The organism is Kallipyga massiliensis ph2 (assembly GCF_000311985.1).
GTDB lineage: Bacteria > Bacillota > Clostridia > Tissierellales > Peptoniphilaceae > Kallipyga > Kallipyga massiliensis.
The window spans coordinates 1,087,383-1,106,690 of record NZ_HE978585.1 but is presented as its reverse complement, the minus strand read 5'-3'; the positions used below and the strand labels follow the sequence as shown (position 1 = coordinate 1,106,690).

Here is a 19,308-nt window from a genome sequence, read left to right as displayed (position 1 = left end):
TTTACTTATAATATCTTTCCTTCAAGATCGCTACAAAGGGAAGGTTGCGGAGCTTTTGGTTGAAGTCCATGCCGTAACCGATCACATACTCATTGGGGATTTCAAAACCCACATAATCGGCATGGAATTCGTTGGCCCTCCCCCCTTCCTTGTTGAGGAGGGCGGCCACCTTCACCGACTTCGCTCCCCGGTCCTTGAAGTTCTTGGTCAGGTACTCCAGGGTGTAGCCGGTATCAATGATGTCCTCAATAATCAGGATATTCTTTCCCATGAAGGATTCCTGGATATCCTTGATGATCCGGACGTCCCCGGAAGAGACGGTGGAGGATCCATAGCTGGAGACCGCCATAAAGTCGATTTCCACATCCAGGTCGATTTCCTTCATAATGTCGGCCATAAAGATCACCCCGCCCTTTAAGGTGCAGACCAAAAGAAGGTCTGCTTCCTCCTTTTCATAGTCCCGGGTAATGATCTTGCCCATTTCCTTTACCTTGGCTTGGATCTCCTCTTCACTGATCAGGATCCGGTCCACATACTTCATTAAATCTTGGTCCATTTTGGCCTCCACTCCATTTCAACTGCTGGGGCTTCCCCCTCCAGGGGACCATACCCTGACCGTCCGGCCCAGGGTATCCAGATGATCCTTTCCCCCTCCCAAACAAGGGGGTAGTTTTCTCGTAAACAGGAAGGAATCTTCCATTCGTTGAAGACCTTCCGCAGGGGCTTTCTTCCACCGCCGAATTTTTCAAAAAGCTCTCCGGGCCGGCCGGGGCCAAGAGAAAGTCGGGTCAAGGCCTGGGCCGGAAAGTAAGCAAATCGGGGGTTGGTCAGGCGGTCAGCAGAGACCGGTCCCCGGCAGGTCCGAACCAGGATTTGTCCGGCCGGATAGGCCCAAGACAGGGTCAGTATCCGGGAATTCTCCGGAAGGCGAAGGGCTTTTCTCTGCCCCATCTCCCCTTTATTTGTGGCTGATTTTTCTCCAAAACCGGGGTCCGGGAAAAAGGAAAGACCCTGAAAATCACATAGAATTATCATACCACAAAGCCGGGTCCATGTTGAAACCGACCCCCCCGCTAAGTGGAAAATTTGTTCAATATCTTTATAGGTGACTTGCCGGTCGCCATCCTCAAAAGAAAGGAGGCTCCGGGTTAAGTCTCGGATAACCCGGTAGACCAGGGCCGGATCCAGGTCCAAGAGGTCTTTTTTCCGCAAGCTAACCCCTCCCAAAAGATGGGCATTGCGTTGGAAGACCCATTCATCCATCTCCCCCTGCGCTATAAGCCGGTCCAAGTCCATCAGGTCCTCTTCCGTCCGGATGAAAATCATGTCCATCAAGGCTTTTTGGCTCATCCGGTCCAAATAATCATTCTCAACCTGAAGGATCCGGGCAAAGCGCGAAAGGGCCCCGACGGCCTGGGGATTGATCGTCGATTGGATGTCGGGAAGAAGCTGGAGGCGGATCCTGTTCCTTAAAAAATCATCCTCACGGTTGCTGGCATCTTCCCGGAAAGGGACCCCCCTCTCTTCCAAAAAGCCCAGCAAATCTTCCTTGCTGAGATCCAGGAAGGGGCGAAAAATCCGGTATCCCGGCCATGGCCCCGGTTGGGGGAATTTTCGGTCGGAAAGTGGACGGATCCCCCCTCCTCCCTCCAGCCCGCTTCCCCTGAGGATATGGAGAAGGACCGTTTCCGCCTGGTCGTCCTGGTGGTGGGCCGTCAGAAGGATAGGGGGATGGTCGGCATGAACCATCCGGTCTTCAAAAAACCGGTAACGAGCCCGACGTCCTGCCGCTTCCAGGGAGAGGCCCTCTTCCTTGGCCAACTTGTTCACGTCCACAGACTCGGAAAAGCAGACAATCCTGTGGTCTCGGCACCAGGCTTCCACAAATTCCTGGTCTCCATCCGCCTCCTTCCCTCGGAGCCGGTGGTTGAGGTGGAGGACGGTCAGGTCGTGTCGGAAATGGCGGACTGTTTCCAGAAGGGCCATGGAATCCGGGCCGCCGGATACGGCAATAAAAAGGGAAGAAGGGGCACTTCCCGGCCCCTTCTTCCACTGTCTGGTCCACTCTTCAAAGATTTTATTCGTAAAAATCATGGTCATCTCCGCTTATTCCCGGAAGCCGGTGGATTACTCTTCAGGCTTGTTCTCGCTTGGCGTCTCCTCGGAAGAAGACTCTCCGCTCTGACCCTCTTGTGCAGATTCCTCGGATTCCTGGGCCTTTCTTCCCTCCAGTAAGCCCTTGACCGCTTCCTGGTTGACATCATAGGATCCATCCTGGGTCTGGACCAGGATTTCATTGGGTCGGATCATACCCAGCTTTTCATGGGCATATTTTTCCACATAGTCATCAGTCTTGACCATCTTGAGCTGGTTGTTCAGGTCATCCAGGGAAGCCGCCAATTGCTTCCTCTCCTCTTCCAACTGACTTTGGACTTTTTTGGCCTCGGCCAGCTGCTGGTTGGTCGAATAGAGTTTGACACCGGCCGGTACAAGAAGGAGGAGAAGGATAACACCGGCGACGATGAGGTAGAGGAAGGGCGTGGACCCTCCCTTTTTCCCCCCATCCTTGCGAGGATGGGACCGCCGACCTTCCCTGGACCGACGGTCGGGCCTTTCTTGGGGATCCTGCCCACGTCTCCTTGAAGAGGGACGGCCCCCTTCTTCCTCATAGGGACGACCGACCCTATCCTCTTGTGAAGGCCGGGGCCTCTCCCTGTAGACCTCCTCCCGATTTCTCTCCCCGTGGGAACGGTTAGGTTCCTGGGGAAGGATGGAACGAAACTTACTCATAATCACCCTCCTCAATCTCTTCATAGAGGGAGTCTGCGTCCTCCTTGCGAACGACTTCCGGTGTTTTCAGAACACGAATATAAAGGGGGGCCTTGGCAAAGGAGATTTTCACGAGGTCTCCTTCAACCACCTCGGTTCCCGCCTTGGCCGACCGACCATTGACTTCAATCCGGCCGCCGTCTGCCGCTTCTTTGGCGACGGTTCTCCTTTTGATGATTCGTGAATTCTTCAAAAACTTATCAATTCGCATCTTGCACCCTTTCCCCTCAATAGGGCCCGAACCCATCTTGTCCGGACCTCATCTTTTTTTACCAGTATACCAAATATCAGAAACGGCCGGAAGAACCGAATCCTTCATGGCCCCGGTCCGTCGAGTCCAATTCCTCCACTTCTTCAAAAGCCACCTGGATATAGGGCAGGAGGACCATCTGGGCCACCCTCTCCCCCTCCTCCAACCGGATGGGGTCCCTCCCATGGTGGAAGAGGGGAATCATGATTTCCCCCCGGTAGTCGGGATCGATGATCCCCACCCCGTTGGATAGGATCAGCCCCTTCCTTCCCAGGCTGGACCGGATGCAAACCAGGCCGAAATAGCCCTCGGGAATGGACAGCTTGACCCCGGTATGGATGGTCTTATGGTCCCCCGGCTCGAAATCCACCCCGCCCTTGTCGGCGATGGATAGGTCCATGCCGGCAGCAAATTCATTGGCATAGATGGGGGGTCTCCCCTCCGCAATCATCTTCATTGTCTTCAATTCTTTCTCTCCCGTCTTCTCCGGCAAGTCTCCTGCCCTCATTTCTATTTCTTCCTCCACCTAGGCCAAAAGGAGGCCGGCCTCGGGGTGAGCGATAATCCAGTCAACCGCCTTAACAAAGCCCATCCGGTCGACCGGGTCCGTGGTCATCTTGGCTGCTTGGATGGCCCGGTCCGACCCGTCGCTCATGGCGAAGGACCAGCCGGCCCCCTCCAGCATCTCCACATCGTTATCAAAGTCGCCAATGGCCACCACTCGGTCCATGGGAACCTGGAGAGTCCGGGTCAGGGTCCGTATCCCTTGGAGCTTGTTGACCCCTCCGGCCATCACTTCCACCTTATCATCCCCGGATTGGGTGGCTGACAGGCCTCCGGACGAATTGATCTCATCGATGAGCCCCTGGAGATCCTTCTTCACATAGATGTTCATTTTGAAGGCTCCTTTTTCCAGAAAATGGGGCTTCCGAGGGGAAAAAGACCCGACCTTCATTCCCGTGCGCAAGTTGACGATCCCGGAAGCGATGCAGGAGCCCAGGAGCCGGGACCAGGATGTCGGGAAATAGCAGACCTCTTCGCTATAGAAGAGGTAGTTCCAGCCTTCTCTTTCTGCCCGGTCAATCAGGGCCTTGGCCTCCTCCGGCGGGATGGGGTAACCTTGGGCCGGCCCTACCCCACCCGGGAGGCATAGGGCCCCGTTGTTGGCAATGATGTGGCCCCTTATCCCGTATTTTTTGAAAAGATACCGGATATTCCCAGCCGGCCGACCGGAAACCAGGACAAAATCCATCCCGTGGTCATTCAGGCGGTGGACGGCTTCCACGTTTTCTTTCGGGATCTTCCCCTTGCGCGCAATCGTATTGTCAAAATCGCTGCAAAAAAGTCGCTTCATTTGGGCTCCTTCAGGATAAAATGGGTAAATTCTTCTTATTTTAACATAGAGACCGGGGGAAACCTAGGCGGGAAAAGGAGACAAGGGTTTAAGATATTGCGGATCTGGTAAATATAAAGTATATGCGTTTTCGAATAGAAGGAGGACGATGAAATGAAATGGCAAAACCGCAGACAATCTTCCAATATACGCTCCGGCGGACGGGGACGGGCAGGCATGGGCCTGGGCCTGGGTGGCATCATCATGGGCCTGGTGGTCTTCGCCCTGACCGGGAACCCCTTCGCCGCCCTGAATGCCGGCCTATCCGGCGGAGCCATCCAAACCCGGGATATCAAGCAGGAGGAGCTCCAGCTTTCTGAAAAGGAAAAGGTCCTTTATGACTATTCCAGCGTGGTCCTGGCCGACACGGAGGATACCTGGCATAGTCTCCTGGCCAAGGAAGGCACCCAATATAAGGAGGCCACCATGTATATATTCCAGGATAATGTCAAATCCGGCTGCGGCATCGCCCAATCCGGCATGGGCCCCTTCTACTGTGGCCAGGACCAATCCGTCTATATGGACCTTTCCTTCTATGACACCTTGATTAAAGAATTCGGGGCCGATGAGGGCGACTTCATCCTCTCCTACGTGATTTCCCACGAGATCGGTCACCATGTCCAGAATGTCCTGGGCATCATGGACCAGGTCAACCGCCTCCGGTCCAAGGCCAGCCAATCCGACTTCAACAAACTCACCCTCCGATTGGAGCTTCAAGCCGATTACCTGGCCGGGGTAGTGGCCCGCTACCAGGCCGACCGGGGCTATCTGGAGAAGGGGGATATTGAGGATGCCATCAAAGCTGCTTGGGCCATCGGCGATGACACCATCCAAAAACGGATGCAGGGCCATGTCACTCCTGAATCCTTCACCCACGGGACCGCCGACCAAAGAATGCGCTGGTATAAGAAAGGCTATGATACCGGAGACCTCTCCCAATTCAACACCTTCGACACCGACAAATACCCCGACGTATCCGACCTTTAAATCCTCCTCCAACGAAAAGAGGCTGTGTCCGAAAGATTCTCTCTTTCAGACACAGCCTCTTTTTTCTGCGTATACCGCCCCAACAGAATCTAATAAAAGCCCATCAAGCCCTCCACCCAAAGAACAAAGGAGTGGGGAAGGATTTTTGAGAAAAACCGGATGACATAGGCTGTGGGGTGGGTGATCGATAGGTCCTTCCCCCGCCGTGACCGGTCCAGGGCTTTCCGGGCGACCCGGTCAACCCGGTCCAGGCCCAATCGTTTCAAACCGGTCGGCCCGATTCCCCCGGAAAGGTTGAAAAATTCGGTCATCATGGGGTTGGGACAAACCGCAGTTACTGAAATCTCCCTCTTCCTGACCTCCCGGTGGAGGGCCCGGGAGAAGGAGAGAACATAGGACTTGGAGGCCGAATAGATGGCCAAACCCGGTTGGGGAAGGAAGGCGGCAACGGATGCGACATTGATAATCCGCCCCCCCTTCCTCATGAAGGGAAGGCAGATATGGGTGGCCAGGGTCAGCCCACGGATGTTGAGGTCCAGAAGGCCTTGAATATGGTCCCCCTCCAAGTCCTCAAAGATCCCGGCCTTACCGATCCCGGCGTTGTTGATGACCAGGGCCAGGTCCGGTTCTTCTTTTTCCATGAGGTCTTTGAGCTTCCCTGCCCACTCCTCTCCACTCATGTCCCAGGGAAGGAGGCGGCAGGGGGTCTTCAGGGATTGAGCCAGTTTTTTTAGACGGTCTTCCCGGCGGGCAAGGAGCCAAATCTCATCCATGGCCTCTTCCTGGTCGACCAGTTCGGCCAATGTCCATCCCAATCCTGAGGAAGCTCCTGTGATCAGTGCCACTCTCATTTCGATTCTCCTCCATCAAGCAGTTTTTTCAGGCCTGCTTCCAAATCCCCTTCCATCACCATGCCCTGTATGGTTTGAACCACCCTTCCGTCCTTGATCAAAACTGTAGTCGGATAGGCTGCCACCTGGAAGGCGGAGACCCCTTCCAAGTTTGTATCATAATAGACCGGGAAAGAAAAATCCTTGTTTTTCAAAAACTCTTGAGCGGATTCCTTGGTCTCCTGGAGTCCATCCGTTACATTTAAGAAAATAAAGTTTACCTTATCCTTATACTCCCGATAAGTAGTATTGAAGAGGGGCATTTCCGCCCGGCAGGGTGGACACCAGGAGGCCCAGAAGTTGAGGACGACCGGCTTGTCCATAAAATCTTTTAAAGAGACCTCATTCCCCATGGCCCCTTCCATAACAAAGTCAGGGGCTTCCACCCCCGTCTCTTGCTTTTTTTCGACCTTTGTACTTTGGGGAAGGGTTTGAGCTCCCTTATCTTTAAGAAAATAGTAGGACAGGCCGGCGCAGACCAGGACCAGGATGATGGCCAGGAGATAAACCAGCCCCCAATTCTTTTTCGCATTCTTCTTTTGCATCATTGACTTCCCTTCTACTTTAGGAGAGGACGGTGAACAGCCTCTGGAGGAGACCCGTGGCCATAAGAAGGCCCATGATGACAAGAGCGATACCGGAAACTTTTTGGATAGTCCCATAATGGGCCTTGATGCCATCAAAGGTTGATTCCAGTTGGTCGATCAGGAGGGCGGAGAGGAAAAAGGGGATGGCCAAGCCCATGGAATAGGCAAGGAGCATGGCTAAGCCCTCCACCATGTGGGCCTGTTGACCGGCCAACATGAGGGCGGCTCCAAGAAAGGAACCTAAGCAGGGGGTCCAGGCCAGGGAAAAGGTCAGGCCGAAAAGGAAGGACTTCCATGGCGTGAGTTCTGCCCTTTCCTTCCCCGCTCCCATACCCCGAAAGAAGGAAAGCTGGAAGAGGCCCAGGTATTGGAGGCCGAAAAAGACCACCACTCCCCCTGTCAGAAGGTTGACCAGGACCCGGTGCTTCCTCAAGAGAAAGCCCAGGCTTCCTGCCAAGGCCCCCATAGCCATAAAGACCAGGCTGAAGCCCAGGATAAAGGCCAGGACATTTTTCACCATCCCGGACCTGGTCCTCCCCCCTCCACCGCCGAAGTAGGCCAGGTATATGGGGAGCATGGGCAATAGGCAGGGGGAAATAAAGGTAATCAGACCTTCTAAAAAAGATAAGAGATAGGGCATGGTCTCAGTCGCTCCTTCCGTCTTGCCTTGCTTCCGGCCGAGGCAAGCCCCCTTGGATCAGGCGGATATGGTAAAAAAGATATTGTTGGATGAGGCCGGCATGGGGAGAATAGGCGGTCAGGTCCATCTCTCCCCCATAATAGTCCCGGCTGACCCTCTCCATCCAGACGTCGATAGGGGCCAGGTCCAGCCGCCCATAGGCGAAAAGGGCCACACAGGAGGCGATCTTGATGCCTACACCGTAAAAGGAAAGAAGGCGGTCCATGAGGTCGGGATCGGAGAGATCACGGTAAGTCTCCAAGATACCGGGGGTCTGAGCCAGGTCAGCGGCCAGCCTCCGGATGTATTTTTCTCGGTAGCCCAGTCGGATCCTCTTGAAGGAATCCTCCGAAAAAGCGTGGACCTCCCGAGGGCCCGGGAAGCGATAGATGGGCCTTTCCTCCCCATCGAAGGCCAGGAGGTCTCCCCCCTCTTGGGCCAAAGTTTCCACAGCCTTTTGGATAGCGGGAATATTCTTTCGCTGGGAAATGACAAAGGTCACCAGGCATTCCCAGGGATCTTGGCGGAGGATCCGGATCCCCTTGCCCGATTCCAGGGCTTGGGCTAAAAAAGAATCCTTCTTGGCGTCCACCCCCTCCCGAACGGCCCGGTAATCCCTATCCAGGTCAAAATAAGGGGCCCAGATTTCTTCAAAATCCTCATCCGAGCAATCCATATACACCCGGCCTTCTCCATCCTGTCCCAGGAAAAGGACCCGGTCCTTCACAGGGAGTCGGTAGGATTCTATGCTGGTTCCCTTTGAATGAAGGAGTGAGAAAAGCTCAGTCTCACGGGGAGGCTGAGCCGGCATTAAGCGGAAACACTGGCCGCTTTCTGCAATCTTCTTCAGGTCGAAATCGGCTTGGGAGGGGAGGCGGATCAAGGATCTTCCTTTCAAATTTTATACCCCGGGGATAGCCTGGAGAACCAGCTGAACCAGGATCCCGAAGGCCGCCCCGCCCAAAAGGAGCTTGGTCATATCCGTCTTTTTGGACAGGAAATAGAGGGCAGCCAGGAAGGGGATAAAGGCCATGAGGTCCAGACCGATCCCCCCAAAGCGGACAAAAGCCCGGGCTCCTTCTTCCATGCTTGAGGGGAATAGGTTGGTGAAAAACAGGTTAACCGTGATGGCGGCGATCAGGCCAACGGTGGCGGACCGGAGGGCTTGGATGGCCCAGTTGAGGGGTTTGAAGGTCCTTCCCTTAAACATGAGGTGGGCCAGAATGGTCATGAGGATGATTTGGGGGGTGATGACGCCCAATGAGGCAACAATGGATCCCAAAACCTGGCCAAATAGGCCCAGACCCAGGGTCGCCCCCATCTTTGTCCCCACGAAGGTAGCCGCATTGATGGCAATGGGACCGGGGGTCATATTGGAGATGGTGAAGACGTCGGTCCATTCGGTGGCGGACAACCAGGCCTGGTCATGGACCAGGGCTTGCTGGAGGAGGGGAAGGGTGGCCAGACCACCACCGAAGGCCAGGGCTCCGACTTCCAACAGAACCAGGTAGAGTTTGACGAAAAGAATCATTGGCTCACCTCCTCGGACTCATTCTCTCCATCTTCTTTCAGGATGAAGCCGAAGACCACGATGCCGATGACGATCATGATCAGGACGATGTAGGCCACATCCAGGATCTCAAAATAGGAAGCGACAAAAGCAAAGGCCATGAGGGCTAGGGAGAGGGCTTTATGCTTTTTCACGGCGGGGACAAAAAGGCCCTTGACGGAAAAAATCAGCATGGCCACGATAACGCCTGACATCGCCCGGAGGGCGGCCCGGACCAGGGGGTTGTTGGCCATGGCCGAATAGATGAAGTAAACCACCGTGATGATGATCAGGGGCGGGAGGGTGGAGCCCAGGATCCCCATAAGCCCCCCGAAAAACCCGTCCAGCTTCATCCCCAGCAAATAGGAGGTGGAAACGGCCATGGCTCCGGGGCCCGACTCCGCTACGGCAATGATATCCAACATATCATCATCGGAGAGGAGGCCTCGCTTCTCCACAAATTCCTGGCGGATGATGGGGATGATGGTGTAGCCTCCCCCGAAGGTGACGGCATTAATCCGGAAGAGGGTGGAAAAAATGTCCCAACCGGAAATCTTTTTGTCCTTGACCGGACTGTTCTCATTCTTTTTCATGGGGTCCAATACTTTATCCTTTCTGATTGCCGGTCGGGAATTCCCGGCCAAGCCTTAGAAGATTTATAGAAGACGATGTCACACATTATACCAAATCTCACCAAAAAGTTTCAGAGATGGGCAATATGTAGTAAACTGGGTATGCTTTTATTTTTTATCGCACCCTTTTTATTCTTTTACTAAGGAGGAATCTATGTTCGAGAAATACTTCAAGCTCTCTGACCATAAGGTAACGGTCCGGAGCGAAATCATGGCGGGCATTACGACCTTTGTGACCATGGCCTACATCCTGGCGGTCAATCCCCAGATTTTGGGCGATGCGGGCATGCCGGCCGGGGGCGTATTGATCGCCACCGCCATTGCATCCGCCATCGGCTGCTTCTGCATGGCCATCTTCGCCAACCTGCCCTTTGCTCTTGCGCCGGGGATGGGGCTGAATGCCTTCTTTGCCTACACGGTGGTCTTGAAGATGGGCTATCCCTACCAAATTGCCCTCTTCGCCGTATTCCTGGAAGGCTTGATCTTTATTGTCCTTTCCCTGACCAATGTCCGGGAAGCCATTTTCAATGCCATCCCCTTGTCCCTGAAAAACGCCATCTCCTGCGGAATCGGCCTTTTCATCGCCTTTATCGGCCTCCAATCCGCCAAGTTGGTGGTTGCCAGCCCGGCCACCCTGGTTTCTTTCTCCGGCCTGAATAAGAACTTCAACACCGCCGGCATCTCTGCCCTTCTCTGCTTGATCGGGATCATCATTATTGTTGTCCTGACCCACAAGAAGGTCAAAGGGGCCATCCTCATCGGCATCCTTTCCTCCTGGGTTCTGGGCATGATTGCCCAGGCCGCCGGCCTCTATGTTCCCAATATTGAAGAAGGCTTCTACTCCCTCTATCCCTCCTGGTCCGCCCCCCACTTTGAGGAGTTCTCCGGCCTGGTCGGACAAGCCTTCAAAATCGACTTTTCAGCCATCTCGCCCTTGGAACTCTTCTCCATCACCTTTGCCTTCCTCTTCGTCGATATCTTTGATACCGTCGGAACCCTGGCCGGCGTAGCCGCTAAGGCAGACATGCTGGATAGCCAAGGCCGCCTCCCCCAGGCTCGCGGTGCCCTTTTAGCCGACGCTGTCGCCACCTCCACCGGAGCTGTTCTGGGGACTTCCACCGTCACCACCTTCGTCGAATCCTCAGCCGGTGTGGAAGCCGGCGGACGGACCGGACTCACCGCTGTCACCACCGGTGTCCTCTTCGCCCTGGCCATGATTCTCTCCCCGATCTTCATTGCCATCCCGGGCTTTGCGACGGCATCAGCCCTGATCTATGTCGGCTTCTCCATGTTCACCGCCGTCGTCAAGATCGACCTATCCGACCTGACCGAGGCCTTCCCCGCCTACCTGGCCATCCTCTCCATGCCCCTCTTCTACTCCATTGCTGAGGGCATCTCCATGGGCGTGGTCTCCTTCGTCATCCTCAAGCTCCTGACCGGGAAGAAAAAGGACATCTCCCCCCTCATGGCGGTTCTCGCCTTCATCTTCATTCTCCGCTACATCTTTATGTAGGCTGAGAAGCACGAGGCTTACTGGTTCATGTAGCCTCAGAAAAACACAAAACTTATTTCTAAAGAGTGTGGCAAAACAACATGTTGTTTTGCCACACTCTTTTTTATGGGTAAGTCAGTGTAGTTTTCACCCCTGATATTTTTGAGACTCAAAAAAATATCAGGGCTCCAGACCCTGCTATTCCCTTTTTTTCTCGAAAAATCAGGGTTTTCCACCCTGACAAATTTGCGATCCTATTAGATTGTCAGGGTGGTTTTTGACCCTGATGTTTCTATGATTCGTCAAGTTATCAGGGTTTTTACCCTGCTTTTCTTGCCATTCGCCCGATTATCAGGGTCATTTTCGCCCCTGATGTTTTTGAGATTCTGCGAATTGTCAGGGTTCCAAACCCTGTTATCCTCATGTTTTTTCAAATTGGCAGGGTTCCTGCTATTATCGGAGTCTGAATTCCGCTACAAATAGGGTTCCCGCTCTGGTCAAGCCAGGATTTCGGCCCTAACCAGGACGATCCCACCCTGGAGGGCTCATATTCCGCCATAGCTGGCCCACTTGGGATATAATAAAGCTGGTGGGTCCGGCCTCCGGGCTCATGAAAAGAGATTCTCATTTGCTTTTCACAGGATGTAGAAAAATAAAGGGGGGGATCATGTCAAAAGACTATTTAAGCGGTGTGATCGATATCGGGTCCAATACCATCCGGCTCAATTTGTACCGACCGACAAAAAATGCTGAGGGCTTTAAGACGGTGGTCTCCAAAAAGACTTTTGCCGGCTTGGCCTCCTACCTCATCGATGAGAAGATGACGGAGTCCGGGATCCAGAAGGCTTCCAAGACCCTGAAGAAATTTAAGCGAATCCTGGATGACTTGGAAATTGATGAATGCTATGCCTTTGCCACGGCTGCCATCCGGAATGCTTCCAATGCTCAGGAAATCCTGAAAAACATTGAAAAAGAATCCGGTATCCGGGTGGAGCTGGTCTCCGGACAGGATGAGGGCTACTTCTCCTATTTGGGCCTCTGCCTTGACCTGGGTCCCTTCGAAGAGGGCTATGTCATCGACATCGGGGGCGGGTCAACGGAGGTTACCCTGGTCAGAAAAGGCGAGTACATTTCTACTTCATCTATTCCTGAGGGCTCTCTCTCCCTCCACCGGGCCTTCGTCAAAGACTTGATCCCCACCGTCGAGGAATACCGCTTAATCAAGTCCTATGTGGTCGAGCTCCTTGAGCGCTACCCCCTCCCCCTGGCCGCCTCTAACCAGGCATTCGGCGTGGGCGGGACCATTCGGGCGGTCGGGAACTTGGCCCAGGAAATCAACCAAAAGGAAGGCAATGGTCAAACCACTTTAGCTGAGATTGAAGACCTCTCCCTCCGCTTTTTAACCCATGACTCCTCTTCCCTAAAGACGGTCTTAAAAGTTACCCCTGAACGTCTCCACACCCAGCTTCCCGGAATGATCATCCTCCAGGAGGTCATGAAGACCCTCTCCTGTTTCGACTTGACCATTAGCCAAAACGGGGTGCGTGAGGGCTACTTGTTCAATAAACAAAAGGAGGTTTGACGATGGACCTTGGCGAAAACCGTTTGGCAGACAACATCCCCGTGGCCGATAATACCCCCAATGAAAACGAAAAATGGGACACCTCATTCACCCAAAACCGGGAGCTCTCCTGGCTCAATTTCAACCGCCGGGTCCTGGAGGAAGCCCTGGATGACGACGTCCCTCTTTTTGAAAAGCTCAACTTTATTAAGATCTTCTGCTCCAACCTGGATGAGTTCTGCATGGTTCGGGTGGGCAGGCTGACCGACCTGGCCCTCTTTAATGAGGATAATATCGACAACAAGAGCGGGCTGACCCCTTCCGGCGAGCTCCGGGCCATCTTCCAAAAGATGCAGGAACTCTATCTTCTCAAAGACCGGGTCTTTGAAAAAATTGACCGGGAATTCGAGAAGTATGGGGTCTATAACCTCACCATTGATGAGCTGACCAATGCCCAGGTCCGGGCGGTGAAAAAGTATTTCCAGGACTATATCTTCCCCATCCTTTCCCCCCAGACCCTCTCCCTTCACCGTCCCCTGCCCTTCCTGGAGAACAAGTCGGAGTACGTCATTCTTAAGCTGGAGAAAAAGGGCAAAGTCACCTACGGGATCGTCCCCATCCCCAACTTCCTCCCCAAAATCATCAAGCTGCCCACGGATTTGGGCTACCCCTTCATCCGGACCTCTAAGGTCCTCTATGAACATGTGGACCTCTGCTATCCCAAGTTCGAGATCCTTCAGAAGACCATCATCCGGGTTACCCGGAATGCCGACCTGTCTGCGGATGATGAGGTCTCTTATGAAGATGTGGACTACCGGTCCTTGATGAAAAAAATCCTGAAAAAGAGAAACCGCCTCCAGGCCGTCCGGGTGGAAGTCAATGAGAAGGACAAAGAAGCCTTTGTGGATTTCCTCTGCGGAGAACTGGGCCTGGAGCCCGACCAGATCATCCAGTCCGATGCGCCCCTGGCCATGGATTATGTCTCCGAACTCAAGGAATACCTGGACCGGGACTTCATGATCAACCACACCTACGACCGCTACCTCCCCCGTCTGGGTGAGCGGATGGGCTTCTCCGGCGACCTGATCGAGAAGGTCCGGGAAAAGGACTGGCTCTTCTCCTACCCCTACGATTCCATGGACTCCTACCTCAAGCTCATGGACCAGGCGGCCCATGATGACCGGGTGGTCTCCATCAAAATCACCATCTACCGCCTGGCCAACAACTCCCGCCTGGTGGATGCCCTCTGCCGTGCGGCCGAGGCCGGCAAGGAAGTCCTGGTCCTCATGGAACTCCGGGCCCGGTTCGATGAGCAGTCCAACCTGGACTACTCCCGTGAGCTCTACGATGCCGGCTGCGACATCATCTACGGAATGGGAGGCTATAAGGTCCACTCCAAGGTCACCCTTCTTACCCTAAAGAACGGGAACTCCTGGTCCTATATCACCCAAATCGGGACAGGAAACTACAATGAATCAACGGCCATGGGCTATTCCGACCTCTCCCTCATGACCGCTGACCCAGAGATCGGGAACGACGCCAACAACTTCTTCCGCAACCTCCAGCTGGGCAACCTCTTCGGATCCTACACGCACCTCCTCCAGTCCCCCTCCACCGTCAAACCCACCCTCCTCGACCTCATGGAAAATGAAAAGGAAAAAGGCCCTGAGGGCTTCTGCTTCTTCAAGATGAACTCCTTCACCGACCGGGACTTCATCGACAAGGTCGCGGATGTCTCCCAGGCCGGGGGGCGGGTTCAGATGATCATCCGGGGGATCAACTGCCTCCTTCCCGGAATCCCGGGCAAGACCGAGAACGTGGAATGCCGGTCCATCGTAGGCCGCTTCCTGGAGCACGCCCGAGTCTATATCTTCGGCAAGGAGGATCCCAAGATCTACATCGGATCCGCCGACCTCATGACCCGGAACACCGAACACCGGGTGGAAATCCTCTGTCCGGTCTATGACCCCCAGATCAAAGAAGAAATACTGGACTTCATGAACCGGCAATTCCAGGACAACAAAAAAAGCCGAGTCTTCGGCCCTGACGGGGACTTACACCCCATCGAAGATGGAAGGGATCCCTTTATCGCCCAAAACCACTTCATGGAAGAGTCCTCAAAAAGTCTGGTTAAGCTTCCTTCGGACGAAAAAAAAGGACCCTCCCTCTGGACGAGAATCAAGTCCTTCTTTTCCTAATTTTTATTCAGCAAGCGACTGACCGCCTCCGCCTCTATCTGGCCGGGGGCGGTTTTTTTTCCTAGACATCCAAAGGTCCAAAGAGAGGGATTGGTCGGGCCGGGCAGGCGGCTGGCCCGACCCGCCTCCCCCATCCCGACCAGGATGGGACGGATGTCCGGCCTCCGGTCCATGGCCCGGGCCAAGCCTTGGGAGGGTCCTTCCAAGTCCTCGGACCGGTCCACCCGGAAAGCCAGCTTTTGGTAGTCGGACCCAGCTTCCACCATATCCAGGTAAAGGTCCTCCGCCTCCCGGGCGGAGTAGGGACCATCAAAGCGGTGAGCGGAGAGGATGAGGCCCATCCTTTTCGTCCGGACCAAGTCTCCCAAGTTCTTAACTTCCTCCCTCCCCATGGACCATTCCAGGTCCACCAGGTCAGGTCCCGGGCCCCCTTCCAGACAGGCCTCCAGGAGGTCGTGCAGGATAACCGCCTTTTTCTTCTCATCCATCCCGGAATCTTCCCCTCCCTCACGGGCGGTTCGGAGGGTCAAAATCAGGGGGTGGGGGCCGATTCTTCTTTTGATGGTCCGGACGATGGTCAGGAGACTTTCCCCAGTCCAGGCTCGGTCCCAGGCATCTGCCCGAAATTCCAGGAAGTCATAGGTCAGGCCCTCCAAAAGGTTCAATCGAGCCATAGCCTCTTCCCGGTTCCTTGCCGACAGGCAGACGACCAGCTTCATCTTCTCCCTCCTTGGGCCAGGTTCAGGAGGAGGGTCCGGGTCTTTTCCCAGCCCAGACAGGGGTCGGTGATGGACTTCCCCTCCACGATCCCATCCTCAGCCTGGGCCCCATCCAGGAGATAGGATTCCACCATGAAACCCTTGACCAGGGTCTTGACCCAGGGCAAGCGGGAACGAAGGTCCATGAGGGAGCGAATAATATCCACCTGCCGGTCCGGATCCTTGCCGGAATTCGAGTGGTTGGCATCCACTAGGACGGCGGGGTTCATTGCCCTGCTTTCCTTGAACCGGTCCCGGACCTCTTCCAGGAATTCCGGGCCAAAATTGGGCCTGGGCCGGCCCGTCCGGTCGCTGTAACCTCGGAGGATGAGGTGGGCATAGGGGTTGCCCAAGCTCTCCCACTCCTTCCCCCGGTAGGGGAAGCGCTGGGCCATCTGGATGGAGAGGAGGGAGGCCATGGCCACCGAGAGGTCGCCCGATGTGGGATTTTTGACCCCCACCGGGAGGTTCATACCGGAGGCTAACATCCGGATACCCGGGCTTTCCACCGACCTGGCCCCGATGGTCAGGTAAGCCATGAGGTCATCAAAGTAGGCATAGTGGTCGGGATAGACCAGCTCCAGGGCCGGGGCAAAAGAGCCTTCCTCCAGGACCTCCCGGAGGAGGTCCCGGCTGGCGAAAAGCCCACGGGAGAGATCGGGGCCTTTCAGGGGGTCGGGAAATTCCACCATCCCTTTATATCCGGTTCCCCGGGTCCGGGGTTTTTCGACGTAGACCCGGGGGACCAGGAGAATTTGTTCGGACACTTCCTTTTGGAGGCGGCCTAGCCTTTTGATGTAATCCATGACTGGACCCTTCCGGTCGGCAGAACAGGGGCCGATGACAAGAATGAGGCGGTCATCCCTGCCGGTTAGAATTTCCTTCATTTCCCGAATCTTAGACCGGCGGAGGCAGGCGGAAACAGAAGAAAGAGGAAGGTCTTTCTTCAAGTCCCCGGGAAGGGGCAGGTCTCGTATTTCTTTCATCTCAGCCTCCTTTCTCATGACTTAAAGACGGCGGTAGTTCAGGGATAGGCTTTCCAGCTTTTCAAAATAGGAGGGGAAGGACTTGTCTACAGCTTCCTCTCCCTCTAAAATTCCCCCGGTGATGGTCAGCAGGGGGACCAGGGCCATGACCAGGCGGTGGTCACCATGGCTAGAAAGAGTTTCCCTTGGCGGATGGAGAGATCCGGCCTCCACCCGGGCCCAGTCCTCTCCCAGGCGGACCTCGATGCCCAGCTTGGCCAACTCCTCCTGCATGGTCTGGGCCCGGGAGGATTCCTTGTCCTTGAGCCGACGGGTCCCTGTGAAATCACCTCCGCCCTTCAAGGCGGCCAGGCTGAAGAGAATGGGTCCCAGGTCAGGGTGGTCCTCCAGGTCCACCCGACCGGGGCCCCGGACCAGGGCTTGGAAAAACCGGGGGTAGTCCCGGTCTCCCTGGAGGCTGGAGCCTTCCGGACGGTTCAGGTCCACTCGGCTGCCAATGAGGTTAAAGAGATCCAAGGCGGCTCCGTTGGACCAGTCCCCTTCCAGGGTCAGTTTTTTTGGCGAGGGCTCCTGGGGGCCTTCCACAAGATAGATTATCCGGTCTCCCCGGTCCCGGACCTCATAGGCCAGGCCGAAATCCTCCATCATGGCCAGGGTCATCTCAAGATAAGGGGTGGAGACCAAGGGCTTGGTCACCGTCAAGGAGGACCTCCCCTCCAGGCGGGGAAGGGCCAGGAGGAGGCCGGAGAGGAACTGGGAGGAGACGTCCCCCGGGAGGACAAAGTCCCCGGCTTCCAGGGGCCCCTTGACCAGGAGCCTGTCTCCCTCCCTCTTGAAGGTTAAGTCCCGGGCAGTGAAAAGGGCTTGGAAGGCATCCAGGGGGCGGTCCATGAGCCGGCCCTCCCCCTGAAAAAGGACCGGTCTGTCAAGGGCAATAGCCTGGGGGATGAGGAAGCGGAGGCTGGTCCCCGACTCCCCTACAGGGATGGTGAGGGGGGACCGGTCTCCCCCGCCCCGACCGGCCAAGGGTCCATGGACCCTGACCCCCTCCCCTTCCTTATGGATGACGGCACCCAGGGCCTCCAGACCGGTCCGGCTGGCTAGGAGATCACGGCTCTCCTCCCAGGGACGGAAGAAGGTCTCCCTACTCGAAAGAGAGGCTAAAAAGAGGGCCCGGTGGGCCTGGCTCTTGGAAGGCGGGAGTTCAACCCGACCCTCCAGTCGGCAGGGAAAAATCTCAATGGTCATAACCGCCCCCCCATCAGGCACTGTCGGGGCCAATCGGCCATGATTTTCTCTGCCACCTGGTCGGATTCCATGGACCGGATATCCAAGTGAACATCGGCCTGGCGGTAGAGGTCCACCCGTTCCCGGTAGCGGTCCTCCATGGCCTGGCGGTTGGGCGTCAAGGGACGGCGGTAGGTGGAGAAAAGTTCTCCTACCGGACGGTCCAGGAAGTAGACCAGGCCGTTGGCCCGTAGGGCATCCCGGTTTTCCTCCTTGAGGATGGCTCCGCCCCCGGTGGAAATAACCAGACCGGTCTCCAGTCGGAGGTCCGAGATGACCTTGGCCTCCCGGTCTCGTAGGGCCTCCTCCCCCTCTTCCAGCAAAATCTCCGAGACGTGGCGTCCGGTTCGATCTTCAATGACCCGGTCGGTATCCACCAGCTTCCGTCCCATCTTCCAGGCCAGGAAACGACCCACAGTGGTCTTGCCCGAAGCCGGCATCCCGGTCAGGACGATATTCCGCTTTTCTGCCACTAAGTCCCGGAAGACCCTATCCGCTTTACTCCGGTCCAGGTCTTGGTCAAGGAAGAGCCGGGCGGCATAAAAGGCCTGGAGGACCAGCATATAGAGGCCGCCGATGGAGGGAATTCCCTCCTTTTCTCCTTGGATAACCAGGGGCGTCCGGATGGGGTTGTAGACCACATCATAAATCCCCTCCAGTTTGGAGAATGCGGAGGGAGGGATGGCTAAACGGTCCATGGGGTCCGGGGCCATGCCCACCGGGCTGGTGTTGATCAAAAAGTCCACATCCTTCTCAAGAACCAGGGCTTGCTGGTAGGTCAAGGCCCCCTCTCGCCCGGTCCTAGAGACCTTCCGGACCCGGCCGGCCCCCAGTTTCCTCAGGACATAGGCGGCGGTTTTGGAAGTCCCCCCCGTTCCCAAGATCAGGGCGGACTTGCCGGCCAGGGAGAAGCCGGCCCTGCCTAGCCCCTCCTCCATGCCCAGGACGTCTGTATTGTAACCGTAGAGCTTTCCCTCCCGGTTGACCACCACATTGACCGCCCCACAGGCCCAGGCCCCCTCATCCATCCCCTCCAAATAGGGAATGACCGCCTCCTTGTAGGGAATGGTCACATTAATGGCCCGGAAGGCCCTTTGGGTCATAAATTCGGCAAAGGAGTCGGGAGGAACTTCAAAATAGGCATAGGAATAGTCCGCCAAGCGTCGGTGGATGTCTTGAGAAAAGCTCTGGGCCAAGGGCCAGCCTAAGAGTCCGTAGGTATGCATGGTC

Annotated in this window: 20 protein-coding genes; 4 read left to right on the top strand and 16 right to left on the bottom strand. The window is 55.6% G+C overall.

Annotated features, from left to right (window positions below):
* Position 1: 1 nt before the first annotated feature.
* From hpt to HGKM_RS05000, 6 genes are all read right to left on the bottom strand, one after another.
* Entirely contained in the window at positions 2-556 is a 555-nt protein-coding gene (hpt, locus tag HGKM_RS05025) for a hypoxanthine phosphoribosyltransferase (protein ID WP_019134254.1), read from the bottom strand.
* Entirely contained in the window at positions 541-2,094 is a 1,554-nt protein-coding gene (tilS, locus tag HGKM_RS05020; RefSeq protein ID WP_019134253.1) for a tRNA lysidine(34) synthetase TilS, read from the bottom strand. The genes hpt and tilS overlap by 16 nt, the downstream gene beginning before the upstream one ends.
* A 33-nt stretch (positions 2,095-2,127) precedes the next feature.
* Complete coding sequence (locus HGKM_RS05015) at positions 2,128-2,790, bottom strand: FtsB family cell division protein (protein ID WP_019134252.1); 663 nt, start codon at positions 2,788-2,790, stop codon at positions 2,128-2,130.
* A complete protein-coding gene (locus tag HGKM_RS05010) occupies positions 2,783-3,040 on the bottom strand; it encodes an RNA-binding S4 domain-containing protein (RefSeq protein WP_019134251.1) in 258 nt (85 codons plus the stop codon). Before HGKM_RS05010 ends, HGKM_RS05015 begins: the two co-directional genes overlap by 8 nt.
* A gap of 76 nt (positions 3,041-3,116) precedes the next feature.
* On the bottom strand, positions 3,117-3,587 hold the full coding sequence (dut, locus tag HGKM_RS05005; RefSeq protein ID WP_019134250.1) for a dUTP diphosphatase: 471 nt from the start codon (positions 3,585-3,587) through the stop codon (positions 3,117-3,119).
* Between the two features lie 18 nt (positions 3,588-3,605).
* Entirely contained in the window at positions 3,606-4,433 is an 828-nt protein-coding gene (locus tag HGKM_RS05000; RefSeq protein ID WP_019134249.1) for an HAD hydrolase family protein, read from the bottom strand.
* Between the two features lie 153 nt (positions 4,434-4,586).
* On the opposite strand from HGKM_RS05000, the gene ypfJ reads away from it, so the two are divergent.
* Positions 4,587-5,459 (top strand): KPN_02809 family neutral zinc metallopeptidase, encoded by an 873-nt coding sequence (gene ypfJ, locus HGKM_RS04995; protein ID WP_019134248.1) that lies wholly within the window; start codon positions 4,587-4,589, stop codon positions 5,457-5,459.
* An 89-nt stretch (positions 5,460-5,548) separates the two neighbouring features.
* Here the strand turns inward: ypfJ and HGKM_RS04990 are convergent, their stop codons facing one another.
* From HGKM_RS04990 to HGKM_RS04965, 6 genes are read right to left on the bottom strand one after another with little or no spacing between them, the layout of a single operon-like run.
* The gene (locus HGKM_RS04990; RefSeq protein WP_019134247.1) at positions 5,549-6,310 is read right to left on the bottom strand and encodes an SDR family NAD(P)-dependent oxidoreductase; all 762 of its coding nucleotides are present in this window, start codon (positions 6,308-6,310) and stop codon (positions 5,549-5,551) included.
* Positions 6,307-6,894 (bottom strand): TlpA family protein disulfide reductase, encoded by a 588-nt coding sequence (locus tag HGKM_RS04985; RefSeq protein WP_019134246.1) that lies wholly within the window; start codon positions 6,892-6,894, stop codon positions 6,307-6,309. Before HGKM_RS04985 ends, HGKM_RS04990 begins: the two co-directional genes overlap by 4 nt.
* 19 nt (positions 6,895-6,913) lie before the next feature.
* The gene (locus tag HGKM_RS04980) at positions 6,914-7,576 is read right to left on the bottom strand and encodes a cytochrome c biogenesis CcdA family protein (protein ID WP_019134245.1); all 663 of its coding nucleotides are present in this window, start codon (positions 7,574-7,576) and stop codon (positions 6,914-6,916) included.
* 4 nt (positions 7,577-7,580) lie between these two features.
* Positions 7,581-8,513: a DNA glycosylase gene (locus tag HGKM_RS04975; protein ID WP_081585144.1), complete on the bottom strand. Its 933-nt coding sequence runs from the start codon at positions 8,511-8,513 to the stop codon at positions 7,581-7,583.
* Positions 8,514-8,516: 3 nt separating this feature from the next.
* Positions 8,517-9,146 (bottom strand): chromate transporter, encoded by a 630-nt coding sequence (locus HGKM_RS04970; protein WP_019134243.1) that lies wholly within the window; start codon positions 9,144-9,146, stop codon positions 8,517-8,519.
* Positions 9,143-9,757, bottom strand: coding sequence for a chromate transporter (locus tag HGKM_RS04965; protein WP_245550624.1), 615 nt, complete (start codon positions 9,755-9,757; stop codon positions 9,143-9,145). The genes HGKM_RS04970 and HGKM_RS04965 overlap by 4 nt, the downstream gene beginning before the upstream one ends.
* A gap of 193 nt (positions 9,758-9,950) precedes the next feature.
* Between HGKM_RS04965 and HGKM_RS04960 the strand changes: the two genes are divergently transcribed.
* The 3 genes from HGKM_RS04960 to ppk1 all read left to right on the top strand — a co-directional run bounded on the left by HGKM_RS04960 (position 9,951) and on the right by ppk1 (position 15,047).
* A complete protein-coding gene (locus tag HGKM_RS04960; protein ID WP_019134241.1) occupies positions 9,951-11,309 on the top strand; it encodes an NCS2 family permease in 1,359 nt (452 codons plus the stop codon).
* Positions 11,310-11,955: 646 nt separating this feature from the next.
* On the top strand, positions 11,956-12,870 hold the full coding sequence (locus HGKM_RS04955) for a Ppx/GppA phosphatase family protein (protein WP_019134240.1): 915 nt from the start codon (positions 11,956-11,958) through the stop codon (positions 12,868-12,870).
* 2 nt (positions 12,871-12,872) lie between these two features.
* Positions 12,873-15,047 carry a polyphosphate kinase 1 gene (gene ppk1, locus HGKM_RS04950; protein WP_019134239.1) on the top strand — a complete coding sequence of 725 codons (2,175 nt, stop codon included), beginning with the start codon at positions 12,873-12,875 and terminating at the stop codon, positions 15,045-15,047.
* Here ppk1 and HGKM_RS04945 read toward each other — a convergent pair.
* The 4 genes from HGKM_RS04945 to HGKM_RS04930 are packed head-to-tail and all read right to left on the bottom strand — an operon-like array spanning position 15,044 to position 19,304.
* Positions 15,044-15,766 (bottom strand): type I 3-dehydroquinate dehydratase, encoded by a 723-nt coding sequence (locus tag HGKM_RS04945; RefSeq protein WP_019134238.1) that lies wholly within the window; start codon positions 15,764-15,766, stop codon positions 15,044-15,046. The genes ppk1 and HGKM_RS04945 overlap by 4 nt on opposite strands.
* The gene (locus HGKM_RS04940; protein ID WP_019134237.1) at positions 15,763-16,791 is read right to left on the bottom strand and encodes a 3-deoxy-7-phosphoheptulonate synthase; all 1,029 of its coding nucleotides are present in this window, start codon (positions 16,789-16,791) and stop codon (positions 15,763-15,765) included. The genes HGKM_RS04945 and HGKM_RS04940 overlap by 4 nt, the downstream gene beginning before the upstream one ends.
* A 21-nt stretch (positions 16,792-16,812) precedes the next feature.
* Positions 16,813-18,039 (bottom strand): 3-phosphoshikimate 1-carboxyvinyltransferase, encoded by a 1,227-nt coding sequence (locus HGKM_RS04935; protein ID WP_019134236.1) that lies wholly within the window; start codon positions 18,037-18,039, stop codon positions 16,813-16,815.
* Positions 18,036-19,304 carry a shikimate kinase gene (locus HGKM_RS04930; RefSeq protein ID WP_019134235.1) on the bottom strand — a complete coding sequence of 423 codons (1,269 nt, stop codon included), beginning with the start codon at positions 19,302-19,304 and terminating at the stop codon, positions 18,036-18,038. Before HGKM_RS04930 ends, HGKM_RS04935 begins: the two co-directional genes overlap by 4 nt.
* Positions 19,305-19,308 lie beyond the last annotated feature (4 nt).